Below are 12,517 nucleotides of genomic sequence, written 5' to 3' on the forward strand. Positions count from 1 at the left end.
GAATGTCGACCTCTCTAAATCTAACTTAAAGCTACAGCTAAGATTACTTAGACATTACTTTGTAGATTGGGTCTTCTGCAACGTTCGCTTCAACTAAGCTACCTGCTTTGTGCAGCATAGCAACACAGTCTTGGCTTAGGTGGCGAAGGTGAAGTGTTTTACCTAGCGCCGCGTAACGGTCAGCAATCGTGTCGATCGCTTCAATTGCAGAGTGGTCAGTCACGCGTGAGTTTGCGAAATCAACGATTACATCTTGTGGATCGTTGTATGCGTCAAACAACTCTAGGAAGTTAGCCGTTGAACCAAAGAAGATTGGGCCGTTAACTTTGTACTCTTTTGAGCCTTCAGCGTTTACTGATGTATCTGCGTAGATGTGTTTAGCATGTTGCCAAGCAAACATTAGCGCAGAAGCGACAACACCAACACCTACTGCCACAGCAAGATCAGTCAGTACTGTTACTACGGTAACAAGAACGATAACGAAGAAGTCTTGTTTAGGAACGCGACGCGCAAGCTTGAAGGTTGCCCATTCAAATGTGCCGATAACAACCATGAACATTACGCCCACAAGTGCTGCTAGAGGAATCATTTCAATCAGTGCAGAACCGAACAGGATGAACATCAGTAGTGCAACTGCGGCGACGATACCTGAAAGACGACCACGACCACCTGAGTTTACGTTGATCATCGATTGACCGATCATCGCACAACCACCCATCGCACCGAATACAGAACACGTTACGTTAGCCATACCTTGACCAACACATTCACGGTTAGATTGACCACGAGTGTTTGTCATTTCGTCTAGTACTGTCAGTGTCAGCAGAGATTCAATCAGGCCGATAGCCGCAAGGATAATTGCGTAAGGCAGGATGATCTGTAGTGTATCTAAAGAAAACGGAACAGCAGGAATTGAGAATGTTGGAAGAGAGCCCGCTAGCGTAGCAGCTTCGTCACCAGACATTGTACGTAGGAAGTCGACAACAGTGCGAGTTTCAAGGTCAAGACCCACAACCAAAGCCGTTACTGTAACAATAGCAACTAATGAAGATGGTACTGCTGTTGTTAGCTTAGGTAGGAAGTGGATGATAGCCATTGTAAGGGCTACTAGACCTAGCATTAGTGTCATTTGACCGCTTGGTAACCAAGTCAACGCACCTGTTACGTCTGGCGCTTTAAATTGACCAAGTTGAGCTAGGAAGATAACAATGGCCAAACCGTTCACGAAACCAATCATTACTGGGTGTGGAACGATACGGATAAATTTACCTAGTTTAAATACACCTGCTGCAATTTGCAGAAGGCCAGCCAGCATAACGGCTGCGAATAGGTATTGAACACCATGGGTTGCCACTAGGCTCACCATTACAACGGCCATTGCGCCGGTTGCGCCAGAAATCATACCTGGACGGCCGCCAAAGACAGAAGTGATTAAACCTACGATGAATGCTGCATAAAGACCAACCATTGGGTCAACGCCAGCAACAAAGGCGAATGCTACAGCTTCAGGTACCAGAGCCAGGGCTACTGTAAGACCTGAAAGCACGTCATTCTTTACAGAGTGCTTTGAAAATTGTGGGAATTCGAACATGTTTGCTCAGCTATGCTTAAGATGGATTTACCGACACGGGTGTATTGCGTAGCCAAACAGTGATGGAAAAGAGCGGCAATAGCGAAGTGTCGAAAAGATAAGTGCGCGAATGCTACCCAAAAATGTGATTAAGTTCAAGGTTGAACCTAACTTTGAGTAATATATCTGTTAATTTTTATTCGATTAGTAGATATGAAAAAGGCTGCTTTAATAAGCAGCCTTTGATTCTATTTACTCGCGATTACCTATCAGTAATCACTAGTAGTTTGGCTTAGTCATCGCCGCGCCAGCTTTGTTCGACGCTGCCTGACTGCCTGCACCTTTCGATACAAAACGTTCAGTGCGGAACGGAGCTGCAATCACTTCAATCTCTTTGATCTCTTGAGGACCAGGAGCTTTAGTCATTGGTGAACCGGCTTGCTTCTTAGCAACAGCTGCCTTTGGTGCCGCTTTAGGAGCTTCTGCTTTAACAACAGGTGCTTCTTCAACTTTTGCACTTTCAGCTTTAGGCGCTTCAGCTTCAACAACTGGTGTTGCTTCTGCTTGCACAGCTTCTGCTACAACAGGCGCTTCAACTTTCGTCGCTTCTGCAATCACTGGAGCTTCAACTTTCGCGGTTTCAACAACCACTGGTGCTTCTTCAACGACTGCAGGAGCTTCAACTACAGCAGGAGTCTCAGCTACTTGAGCTTCAACAGCAGCATCTTCACGACGGATGATAACTTTACCCATTGCAAGCTCTGGACATGCGAAGCCGCCAGTCATTGCTACGTTGCTTTGTGGTGCCGTCTCTAGAGCAACATTCTGCTCTTGAACAGATGTTTGAGCTTCAGCTGCTACTTGAACTTCAGCCACTTCAGGCTTTGCCTGCTTGTGGTGAGGTTTTGGAATGAAGCGAGGCATCACTTTACCCATAGCCATCTCTGGAGAAGCTACACCACCTTTACGTAGGCGGAATGGGTTAGGGCGACGATCACGACCGCGACGACGACGTTGACCACTTGCACGTAGGTGACGTGGAGAACGACGGTTACGACGTTGTTTCGGCTCTTCCTGTTCAGTTTGCTCTGCATTCGCTTGAGTTGCTTCTACTTGTTCCGCAACTTTTTGCTCTTGAGCTACTGACTGTTCTTTTGAAACAGATAGTTCTTTAGCAGCAACCTGCTCTTTTGAAGCGTTATCTTCAGCTTGAGCTTGTTGGTCTTTAACACGAACTTGCTTGTTCAGTTTACGACGCTGACGACGCTCTTTAATCTTAGCTGCTTTCGCTTCAGGTTTAGCCTTAGGCGCTTCCGGTTTACCAGCTTGTGCTTCTGCTGCTAGCTGTAGACCTTCTTCTGCTAATTTAGATGGTGCTTGCTCTTCGCGTTGCTTCTGCTCATCACGTGGCTTGTTGCGACGGTCTTGCTTAGGCTTGCGAGGCTGACGAGTTTGCTGTGGAGCTGCTTCTTTTTGCTCTTCAGGCTTCTCATCACGAGCTGGCTTACGGCGGCGTTTGTTGTCACGGTTTTCGTTACGATTGTCACCACGTTCACCACGGTCGTTACGCTGTTCGCCACGCTCACCACGTTGGTTACGACGACGGTTATCGTTACGATCACGGCGTTGACGGTTGCCGTTGTTACGATTGTTTTTAGGTTTTTCTTCTTCTTTCTTCTCTTCTTCTTTTTTCTCTTCTTGAGTTGAAGAGCCAAATAAGAAGCTACCGATAGCTTTGAAGAAACGACCAATTAGGCCTGGTTCTTGAGTCGCTGCTGGTTCAGCTTTCTTCTCTTCTACAGCTTTAGGTGCTGGAGCAGGAGTTGGTGCTGATTGAGCAGGAGCTGCGAAGCCTTTCAGAGCAGGTTCTTCGATCTTCTTAGGACGAATAGTCTGTTCAGCAGGCTCTTTGCTTTCCGCTTCTTTTAGAGCTTCTAGCTTGTTAGGTAGCAAGTAAGATAGTAGATCGAACTCTTCACCTTCACGAACACGGATAACCTCAAAATGCGGCGTTTCCATGTCTGAGTTAGGAACAACAGTGATCTTAACTTCTTGGTTCTTCTCGATGTGGTTTACTGAGCGACGTTTTTCGTTCAGAAGGTAAGAAGCGATTGGAACAGGCACAACAGCAAGTACTTGTGCTGTGTTGTCTTTTAGAGCTTCTTCTTCAATCAAACGTAGAACAGAAAGTGCTAGAGATTCGTTATCACGAACAACACCAGTACCTGTACAACGAGGACAAATGTGGTGGCTTGCTTCTGCTAGTGATGGGCTCAAACGTTGACGAGACATCTCTAGAAGACCAAAGCGAGAAATACGACCAATCTGAACACGTGCGCGATCTAAACGAACGGCATCACGTAGACGGCTTTCTACTTCGCGTTGGTGGCGAACCGGGGTCATATCGATAAAGTCGATTACAACAAGACCACCTAGGTCACGTAGACGTAATTGACGTGCAATTTCATCGGCAGCTTCTAGGTTAGTGTTAAGTGCTGTTTCTTCAATATCGCCGCCCTTTGTTGCACGAGCAGAGTTGATATCGATAGAAGTCAGTGCTTCTGTTGGGTCGATTACAATAGAACCACCAGATGGAAGACGAACTTCACGTTGGAAAGCAGATTCGATCTGGCTTTCAATCTGGTAATGGCTGAATAGTGGCACTTCACCATCGTATTTCTTAACGCGATTCATGAAATCTGGGCGTATTAATTGAATGTGCGCTTGTGCACGTTCAAAAATAGTATTGCTGTCGATTAGAATCTCGCCAATATCACGACGTAGGTAGTCACGAATTGCGCGAACAATAACGTTACTCTCTTGGTGAATTAGGAAAGGAGCTGCATTTGAATCAGAAGCTTGCTTGATAGCGCCCCAATGGTTCAATAGAACATTCAGGTCCCACTCTAGCTCTTCTGCGCTTTTGCCAACACCCGCTGTACGCACGATTAAGCCCATACCTTGAGGAAGCTCAAGAGTGCTTAATGCTGCTTTCAGTTGAGTGCGTTCATCACCTTCGATACGACGAGAAATACCGCCAGCACGAGGGTTATTAGGCATAAGAACTAAGTAACTACCAGCCAAAGAGATGAAAGTTGTCAGTGCAGCACCTTTGCTACCACGTTCTTCTTTCTCTACTTGTACGATTACTTCTTGGCCTTCTTTTAGCACTTCTTTAATGCTAGGACGGCCTTGGTATGTATAACCTTCAGGGAAGTATTCGCGGGCAATTTCTTTAAGAGGGAGGAAACCGTGACGTTCTGCGCCGTAATCAACGAATGCCGCTTCTAGGCTTGGTTCAATACGGGTAATACGTCCTTTGTAGATATTCGCTTTCTTTGACTCGTGACCTGGACTTTCGATATCTAGATCGAACAGTCGTTGGCCATCAACCAAAGCGACACGCAACTCTTCTTTTTGAGTTGCGTTAATTAACATTCTTTTCATTTAGAAGTTCTCATTGTCTTTTCTTATTTTCATCATTGTTCTTATCGCTTTATTTCGTTTCTCATGGTGCCAGATCCCATGGCTTTATCGGTGCAGCCTCCCGGCTGGAGAGGGATGCTCTGGGGCACGTCAGTCATCATAGGGAGTTAGCCTATGATCCGCGATGTGGCGGTGAATACTCAACATGAGTGTACGTGAGTAGAGCGATAAGGAACTCAGTTGACCGTGTCTTACGCCGATTGCAGCACTGTCTAATCTGAGTTATCTACTCATTTACTTGCTTATGAATGGTTAGCTGTTTAAATAATAGTCAAACCATTGATAGCAGCTGTGAACTATAGCAGCGGTCGGTAAACACAGCAATCTGCTTTGTCGGAATGCTGTAAAAAAAACAGTTTTTGTTTGGGTTTTGATAGCTCTAACTCACTGTCTATAAATAATTTATCAATTGATATTTTAATTTGCAGGAATCTTGATGCTTTTTTGTTCGAAGAATCAAAGAAATATAGAACTTCAATGACCATTTTGGGATAGATCGGTAAGGATTAGGGATAAATAAGTTCGGAATAGGGCTAAGAAAATCTCAATTATCAAAAGTGACAGTGATACAATAGCGCAATGAGCGAAATTAGAACCCAAGTCCAATTCGTCGACATTGACGAAGATATGGCTGGTCAGCGTATTGATAACTTCTTACGCAACCAATTAAAAAACATCCCGAAAAGCATGATTTACCGAATCGTGCGTAAAGGCGAAGTCCGCGTAAATAAAAAACGCATCAAGGCTGAGTACAAACTAAAAGCTGGCGATTTAGTTCGTATCCCTCCGGTTACTATTGAAGAGAAAACAGAAGAGAACGTGCCGAGCACGAAACTCAACAAGGTTTCAGAATTAGAACAGTGCATCATTTATGAAGATGATCACATGCTAATTCTTAACAAACCGTCTGGCACTGCTGTTCATGGTGGTAGCGGATTAAAATTTGGCGCGATTGAAGCATTACGTGCTCTTCGCCCTGATGCTCGTTTTCTTGAATTAGTGCACCGTATCGATAGAGATACGTCTGGCATTTTGCTTGTTGCTAAGAAGCGCTCGGCGCTAAGACACCTTCAAGCACAGTTCCGTGAAAAAACGGTTCAAAAATACTACTTCGCTTTAGTTATGGGCGAATGGAAGAACAGCTGCAAAGTCGTCAACGCACCTTTGTTGAAAAATGAAGTGAACAGCATTGTTCGAGTTAACCCGAATGGTAAAGCTTCTGAAACCCGTTTTAAGGTTTTAGAAAAATTCCAAGAGGCGACGTTGATTCAAGCAAGCCCAATTACAGGCCGAACACACCAAATTCGTGTGCACGCTCAGTATACTGGTCACCCAATTGCTTGGGATGATCGCTACGGTGATCGTCGTTTTGACGCTTACACGGGTAAGGTTGGTCTTGATCGTCTGTTCCTACATGCAGCAAACATCAAGTTCACACACCCAGGTAGTGAAGAGAAGATGGATATCTCGGCGCCAATGGAAAGAAGGCTAGAGAAAGCCCTAACTGGTTTACGTAAGCTTTAAGAAGATACGAGATACGAGATACGAGATACGAGATACGAGATACGAAGGTATAGAGTGCCTCTAAATTTGTTCTTCAGTATCCATAAATGAGAAAGGTTGACGAATATCGTCAACCTTTTTTGTTTTCATCTGTTGTAGAAGATCCCCAAGTCGCTCGTTCCTCGCTCTTGAGGATGACGACTTTTTAAAATCACGCTCTATATCATTAGTTGGTTAGATAAAATTGCGTGTTCCGCCATCCCCTAGACTGACGAAGGAAGGAGTAGGGAATCTCTAACAAAGAGAGCGTATCCGTTATAGTACACCCATTCCTTGCGCTTCTAACATATCGACTAGATCGATCAGCGGTAAGCCGATCAAAGTATTTGGATCTTTACCTTCCATCTGTTTAAACAACGCGATGCCTAACCCTTCACACATAAAACTGCCCGCGCAGTAATAAGGTTGTTCTTTCTCGACATAACTCATGATCTGTTGCTTAGTTAAATCGCGGAAATGCACAACAAAGGTGTCGAGACGCGTGTCAGCTTCATTGGTCTCGTTGTTCCAAACCGAAAGCCCAGTATAAAAAGTAATGCTCTTGCCGCTTTGACGAGATAACTGCTCGATCGCTTTTTCTCGAGTGTGAGGCTTACCTATGATCTCTCCATCAATCACACAAACCTGATCAGAACCGATGACTAAGCTAGGTTGCTCCGCAACACAAGACTTAGCTTTGGTCTCAGCAAGGCGCATCACCAACTGTTGTGGTGTCTCTTCTGGAAGCGGCGTTTCATCGCAGTCTGGCTTGGCTGTAATGAAGCTTAACTGTAGTTTTTTGAGGATCTCTTGCCTAAATGGTGATGTAGAGGCTAAAACTAGTTGGTAATTTCTCATTTTAATTTACAATTCAAGGAAGCATTTATCTCAGGATAACGTAACTTGTCCTGCTATTCATAATGCTCTGAATAGGAAAGGCAGGAAAGTACATTTTTTTTGCCATTTCCTTTGACTAAACACGATTTGGAAGATAAGATTCGCGCCCTATGCAAAAGGAAAAAATACCGCGTACAGTTGATCCGGCAAGAACGGCTCAAAAACGACTCGATATGGATGGTATCATTCAGGTCAGTCTTTTGAAGCGTTTAACTGAAGCAACTGAAGGCGTAAAACGTGACGCGCAAGTCTCAATGTCATTTGGGCTTGATGAACAACGATTAGTCGTTATCTCTGGTAAAGCTAACGTCGAAGTCGATTTAGAGTGTCAACGTTGTAATGAGGTTTTCGCACATGAGTGCGATGTCCAATTTACTTATACTCCTGTTTACAGTGAGAAAAGTGAAGAGGAAGCACCGGAAGAGTACGATTTGGTAGATCTGAACGAGTACGGTGAGTTAGACCTGATTCAATTAGTTGAAGACGAGTTCATCCTTGGATTGCCACAAATAGCAATGCACGACGATGCGAAATGTAGCGTTAACTCAAATAACTTGGTGTTTGGTGAACTTCCTGAAGAAATTGAGGAAGACAAAAAGCCGAATCCATTTGATGTTTTAAAAAGCTTAAAGAAGTAATTGCTTCTTTAAGAATTTACATAGGAGTAGGGTCAATGGCCGTACAAAAGAGCAAGAAATCACGTTCAATGCGTGGCATGCGTCGTTCACACGATGCGCTAACTACAGCTGCACTTTCTGTAGACGCAACTTCAGGTGAAACTCACCTACGTCACAACGTGACTGCCGAAGGTTTCTACCGCGGCAAAAAGGTTATCAACAAGTAAGGTTGACCTTTGCAAAATCTAACCGTTGCGCTTGATGCAATGGGCGGGGACTTCGGTCCTCGTGTAACAGTGCCTGCCGCCGTGCAGGCACTGTCGTATTTCCCAGAGCTAAAAGTCATTCTAATAGGTGATCGAAACGCGATCACATCTCAATTATCTTCATTAGGTCGAATGCCTGATTCTCGTTTGAGTATCCAGCATTGTGATCGAGTCATTTCCAATTCTGAAAAACCTTCACTAGCCTTACGTAATAGTCAGGGTAGCTCTATGCGTGCCGCTATCGATCTGGTTGCCGAATCACAGGCTGATGCTTGTGTGAGTGGTGGTAACACTGGCGCACTGATGGCTTTATCCCGTTTCAGACTCAAGCTTCTTCCCGGTATTGATAGGCCTGCATTGGTTTCAGCTTTGCCTACTGCATCCGGAAATCGCACATGGATGCTTGATTTAGGGGCGAACGTTTCTAGTGACGCAGATTCACTGTTTCAGTTTGCTGTCATGGGCAGTGCATTAGCAGAACAACATTTAGGTCGCGCACCACGTGTCGCTATCTTGAATATCGGTGCAGAAGAAATTAAAGGCAATGACCTTGTAAAACGATGCGCTGAAATGTTGTCTAATACTCAGTCTGTGAACTTCATAGGCTATATTGAAGGTAATCAATTACTTCAAGATGCTGCTGATGTCGTCGTATGTGATGGTTTTGTGGGCAATGTCTGCTTAAAAACGTGCGAAGGTACGGCTCAGCTCTTTATTGATAAGCTAAAAACGCGCATGATGGCTTCAACAATAAAGGGTTGGATAGCCAGAATGCTGTTTTCTGAGCTATTTACTGAATTAAAAACCTTGAACCCCGACCAGTATAACGGCGCAAGTTTGTTAGGATTACGCGGCATTGTCATTAAAAGTCATGGAAGTGCTGATGTGTCTGCAGTCGTCAACGCGATTGGTGAAGCAGTACACGAGGTCAAACGACAAGTCCCCAGCCGCATTAGCGATCGTTTGGAAGCGGTTTTACTCGAGAGGCATTATTAGTCTTCATGTATAGCAAAATTTTAGGTACTGGCAGCTACTTGCCATCTCAGGTGCGTACTAACGCAGACTTAGAGAAAATGGTAGAGACTAGCGATGAGTGGATCGTTGCTAGAACGGGTATTAAAGAGCGTCGTATTTCAGCGGAAAACGAAACCGTTGCTGATATGGCGTTTTACGCTGCTGAAAATGCCATTGAAATGGCAGGTATCGACAAAGAAGAGATTGATTTAATCATCGTTGCGACAACCAGCAGTAGCCACACATTCCCGTCTTCGGCATGTCAGGTACAAGGCAAGCTTGGTATCAAAGGCTGCCCTGCGTTTGATTTGGCTGCAGCGTGTTCTGGTTTTGTCTACGCACTGTCTGTTGCTGATCAACACATCAAGACTGGCATGTGTAAGAACGTTTTGGTGATTGGTGCTGATGCACTGTCAAAAACCTGTGATCCGACTGACCGCTCTACTATCATCCTATTTGGTGATGCAGCAGGCGCGGTGGTTGTAGGCGCAAGCGAAGAGCCAGGTATTTTGTCTACTCATATTTACTCTGATGGTAAATACGGTGAGCTTCTAAGCCTAGAAGTACCAGAGCGCGGCGGTGATGCAGACAAATGGCTGCACATGGCGGGCAACGAAGTATTTAAAGTGGCGGTAACTCAGCTTTCTAAGCTAGTTAAAGACACCTTAGCGGCGAACAATATGGATAAGTCAGAGCTTGATTGGTTAGTTCCACACCAAGCGAACTACCGTATTATCTCGGCAACCGCTAAAAAGCTGACGATGTCGCTTGACCAAGTTGTGATTACTCTTGATAAGCATGGCAATACGTCGGCAGCTACCGTACCAACGGCCCTTGATGAGGCTGTTCGCGACGGGCGAATTAAACGTGGTCAAACGCTTCTACTTGAAGCATTTGGCGGCGGCTTCACTTGGGGTTCTGCGTTAGTTAAATTCTAACCCCAAGCGATAATCAACAAACAAGGCACATAACTTATGTGCCTTATTCAATTTTTTGCTTTGCTTAAAGGAAAATTACAATGAGCAAATTTGCTATCGTATTCCCAGGCCAAGGCTCTCAAGCTATCGGTATGCTTGCTGACCTAGGCGAACAGTATGATGTTGTTAAAAAGACATTTGCTGAAGCTTCAGAAGCACTTGGTTACGATCTATGGGCATTGGTTCAAGATGGTCCTGTAGAAAATCTAAATGAAACTTTTCGCACTCAACCGGCTCTATTAACAGCGTCTGTTGCAATTTGGCGTGTATGGCAAGAGCTTGGCCTAGAGCAACCTGTAAATCTAGCAGGTCACAGCCTAGGTGAATATTCTGCACTTGTATGTGCCGGCGTTATCGACTTTAAAGAAGCGATCAAGCTGGTTGAACTACGTGGTCAACTGATGCAAGAAGCGGTTCCTGCAGGTGTTGGTGCAATGTACGCAATCATCGGTCTAGACGATGAAGCGATTGCTAAAGCGTGTGAACAAGCTGCGCAAGACGAAGTTGTGTCTCCAGTTAACTTTAACTCTCCTGGCCAAGTTGTTATCGCGGGTAACAAAGCGGCAGTAGAGCGTGCTGGTGCACTTTGTAAAGAAGCGGGCGCTAAGCGTGCACTTCCGCTACCTGTTTCTGTGCCGTCTCACTGTGCACTGATGAAGCCAGCAGCAGACAAGCTAGCGGTGGCTCTAGAAGCTCTAGAGTTCAACACGCCAGCATTGCCTGTTATCAATAACGTTGATGTTATCGCTGAAACAGATCCTGCAAAAATTAAAGACGCACTTGTTCGTCAGCTGTACAGCCCAGTTCGTTGGACTGAAGGCGTACAAGCGATGAATGAGCAAGGCGTTGAGAAGCTACTTGAATTAGGCCCTGGTAAAGTTCTTACTGGTCTAACAAAACGAATCGTAAAAACTATGACAGCTGCTGCAGTTAACGACACTGCATCACTAGAAGCTGCTAAGTAAATAACCACTTAATAGAGAAGTTATGATGAATTTAGAAGGCAAAGTTGCACTAGTTACAGGCGCAAGCCGTGGTATCGGTCGTGCAATCGCTGAACTTTTAGTTGAGCGTGGTGCTAAAGTTATCGGTACAGCTACTTCTGAAGGCGGCGCAGCTGCAATCAGTGAGTATCTGGGTGAGAATGGTAAAGGTCTTGCTCTTAATGTCACTGATGTTGACTCAATTGCTGCTACACTGAAAACCATCAACGATGAATTTGGTGCGATTGACATTCTAGTTAACAACGCTGGTATCACTCGTGATAACCTACTTATGCGTATGAAAGACGATGAGTGGAACGACATCATTGATACTAACCTAACGCCTATTTTCCGCATGTCTAAAGCTGTATTGCGTGGCATGATGAAGAAGCGTCAAGGCCGTATTGTTAACGTTGGTTCTGTAGTTGGTACTATGGGTAACGCTGGTCAAGCTAACTACGCAGCTGCAAAAGCTGGTGTAATTGGCTTTACTAAATCAATGGCTCGTGAAGTTGCGTCTCGTGGCATTACAGTAAACACTGTAGCGCCTGGTTTTATCGAAACAGACATGACTAAAGCGCTAAATGATGACCAACGTGCAGCAACTTTGGCGAATGTACCAGCAGGTCGACTAGGTGACCCTCGCGAAATCGCTGAAGCTGTGGTATTTTTGGCGTCACCTGCGGCAGCTTATATCACAGGTGAAACACTTCACGTCAATGGCGGTATGTACATGGTGTAAATTATGTGCAACATTTGTGCATGATTTAAGTCAAGATCATACGTAATTTCGGTTAAAATCGTGAAAATTGTGGTTTGACCAGAAAAGTTGACCTTGCAACTTTCAATAGATTGAATAAACTACGGAAAACATCGCATAAAGCGAACTCTGTAAAGGAAAAGAAAAAATGAGCAACCTCGAAGAACGCGTAAAGAAAATCATTGTTGAACAGCTAGGTGTAGACGAAGCTGAAGTTAAAAACGAAGCTTCTTTCGTTGATGACCTAGGTGCAGATTCTCTAGACACAGTAGAGCTAGTAATGGCTCTAGAAGAAGAATTTGACACTGAAATCCCAGATGAAGAAGCTGAGAAAATTACTACTGTTCAAGCAGCTATCGATTACGTAACTAGCGCTCAGTAATAATCTCTCCCAGGCGGTCACCT

The 12,517-nt window shown here is 44.8% G+C and carries 11 protein-coding genes; 8 read left to right on the plus strand and 3 right to left on the minus strand.

The window, feature by feature from the left end; all coding sequences use genetic code 11:
* Positions 1-43 precede the first annotated feature (43 nt).
* Together ACED41_RS07675 and rne are read right to left on the minus strand one after the other, a co-directional pair.
* Positions 44-1,591, minus strand: a complete 1,548-nt coding sequence (locus tag ACED41_RS07675; RefSeq protein ID WP_017062156.1) for a SulP family inorganic anion transporter — start codon at positions 1,589-1,591, stop codon at positions 44-46.
* A gap of 258 nt (positions 1,592-1,849) precedes the next feature.
* Positions 1,850-5,017: a ribonuclease E gene (rne, locus tag ACED41_RS07680; RefSeq protein WP_371724735.1), complete on the minus strand. Its 3,168-nt coding sequence runs from the start codon at positions 5,015-5,017 to the stop codon at positions 1,850-1,852.
* A gap of 618 nt (positions 5,018-5,635) precedes the next feature.
* Here rne and rluC point away from each other — a divergent pair.
* Positions 5,636-6,580, plus strand: a complete 945-nt coding sequence (rluC, locus tag ACED41_RS07685; RefSeq protein WP_017054981.1) for a 23S rRNA pseudouridine(955/2504/2580) synthase RluC — start codon at positions 5,636-5,638, stop codon at positions 6,578-6,580.
* A gap of 294 nt (positions 6,581-6,874) precedes the next feature.
* Here rluC and ACED41_RS07690 read toward each other — a convergent pair whose 3' ends face one another.
* Entirely contained in the window at positions 6,875-7,456 is a 582-nt protein-coding gene (locus ACED41_RS07690) for a nucleoside triphosphate pyrophosphatase (protein WP_371724736.1), read from the minus strand.
* Positions 7,457-7,605: 149 nt separating this feature from the next.
* Here ACED41_RS07690 and yceD point away from each other — a divergent pair, with 149 nt between their 5' ends.
* The 7 genes from yceD to acpP all read left to right on the plus strand — a co-directional run bounded on the left by yceD (position 7,606) and on the right by acpP (position 12,494).
* On the plus strand, positions 7,606-8,133 hold the full coding sequence (gene yceD / locus ACED41_RS07695) for a 23S rRNA accumulation protein YceD (RefSeq protein WP_017062153.1): 528 nt from the start codon (positions 7,606-7,608) through the stop codon (positions 8,131-8,133).
* A gap of 35 nt (positions 8,134-8,168) precedes the next feature.
* Positions 8,169-8,339 carry a 50S ribosomal protein L32 gene (gene rpmF / locus ACED41_RS07700; RefSeq protein ID WP_004737376.1) on the plus strand — a complete coding sequence of 57 codons (171 nt, stop codon included), beginning with the start codon at positions 8,169-8,171 and terminating at the stop codon, positions 8,337-8,339.
* Positions 8,340-8,348: 9 nt separating this feature from the next.
* Positions 8,349-9,374 (plus strand): phosphate acyltransferase PlsX, encoded by a 1,026-nt coding sequence (gene plsX / locus ACED41_RS07705; RefSeq protein ID WP_017062152.1) that lies wholly within the window; start codon positions 8,349-8,351, stop codon positions 9,372-9,374.
* A 5-nt stretch (positions 9,375-9,379) separates the two neighbouring features.
* The gene (locus ACED41_RS07710) at positions 9,380-10,330 is read left to right on the plus strand and encodes a beta-ketoacyl-ACP synthase III (protein ID WP_017054985.1); all 951 of its coding nucleotides are present in this window, start codon (positions 9,380-9,382) and stop codon (positions 10,328-10,330) included.
* Positions 10,331-10,410: 80 nt separating this feature from the next.
* A complete protein-coding gene (gene fabD, locus ACED41_RS07715; protein ID WP_017067205.1) occupies positions 10,411-11,334 on the plus strand; it encodes an ACP S-malonyltransferase in 924 nt (307 codons plus the stop codon).
* A 25-nt stretch (positions 11,335-11,359) separates the two neighbouring features.
* Positions 11,360-12,094 (plus strand): 3-oxoacyl-ACP reductase FabG, encoded by a 735-nt coding sequence (fabG, locus tag ACED41_RS07720; RefSeq protein ID WP_010437280.1) that lies wholly within the window; start codon positions 11,360-11,362, stop codon positions 12,092-12,094.
* A gap of 166 nt (positions 12,095-12,260) precedes the next feature.
* Entirely contained in the window at positions 12,261-12,494 is a 234-nt protein-coding gene (acpP, locus tag ACED41_RS07725; protein WP_004737381.1) for an acyl carrier protein, read from the plus strand.
* The last annotated feature ends 23 nt before the right edge of the window (positions 12,495-12,517 follow it).

This window comes from Vibrio sp. 1F255 (assembly GCF_041439145.1).
Classification (GTDB): domain Bacteria; phylum Pseudomonadota; class Gammaproteobacteria; order Enterobacterales; family Vibrionaceae; genus Vibrio; species Vibrio crassostreae_C.

Excerpts from the sequence above, each read along its gene's own strand:
- rpmF (WP_004737376.1), top strand. The coding sequence starts at position 8,169 with ATGGCCGTACAAAAGAGCAAGAAATCACGTTCAATGCGTGGCATGCGT.
- acpP (WP_004737381.1), top strand. The coding sequence starts at position 12,261 with ATGAGCAACCTCGAAGAACGCGTAAAGAAAATCATTGTTGAACAGCTA.
- yceD (WP_017062153.1), top strand. The coding sequence starts at position 7,606 with ATGCAAAAGGAAAAAATACCGCGTACAGTTGATCCGGCAAGAACGGCT.
- rne (WP_371724735.1), bottom strand. The coding sequence starts at position 5,017 with ATGAAAAGAATGTTAATTAACGCAACTCAAAAAGAAGAGTTGCGTGTC.
- rluC (WP_017054981.1), top strand. The coding sequence starts at position 5,636 with ATGAGCGAAATTAGAACCCAAGTCCAATTCGTCGACATTGACGAAGAT.
- fabD (WP_017067205.1), top strand. The coding sequence starts at position 10,411 with ATGAGCAAATTTGCTATCGTATTCCCAGGCCAAGGCTCTCAAGCTATC.
- ACED41_RS07675 (WP_017062156.1), bottom strand. The coding sequence starts at position 1,591 with ATGTTCGAATTCCCACAATTTTCAAAGCACTCTGTAAAGAATGACGTG.
- ACED41_RS07690 (WP_371724736.1), bottom strand. The coding sequence starts at position 7,456 with ATGAGAAATTACCAACTAGTTTTAGCCTCTACATCACCATTTAGGCAA.
- ACED41_RS07710 (WP_017054985.1), top strand. The coding sequence starts at position 9,380 with ATGTATAGCAAAATTTTAGGTACTGGCAGCTACTTGCCATCTCAGGTG.
- fabG (WP_010437280.1), top strand. The coding sequence starts at position 11,360 with ATGAATTTAGAAGGCAAAGTTGCACTAGTTACAGGCGCAAGCCGTGGT.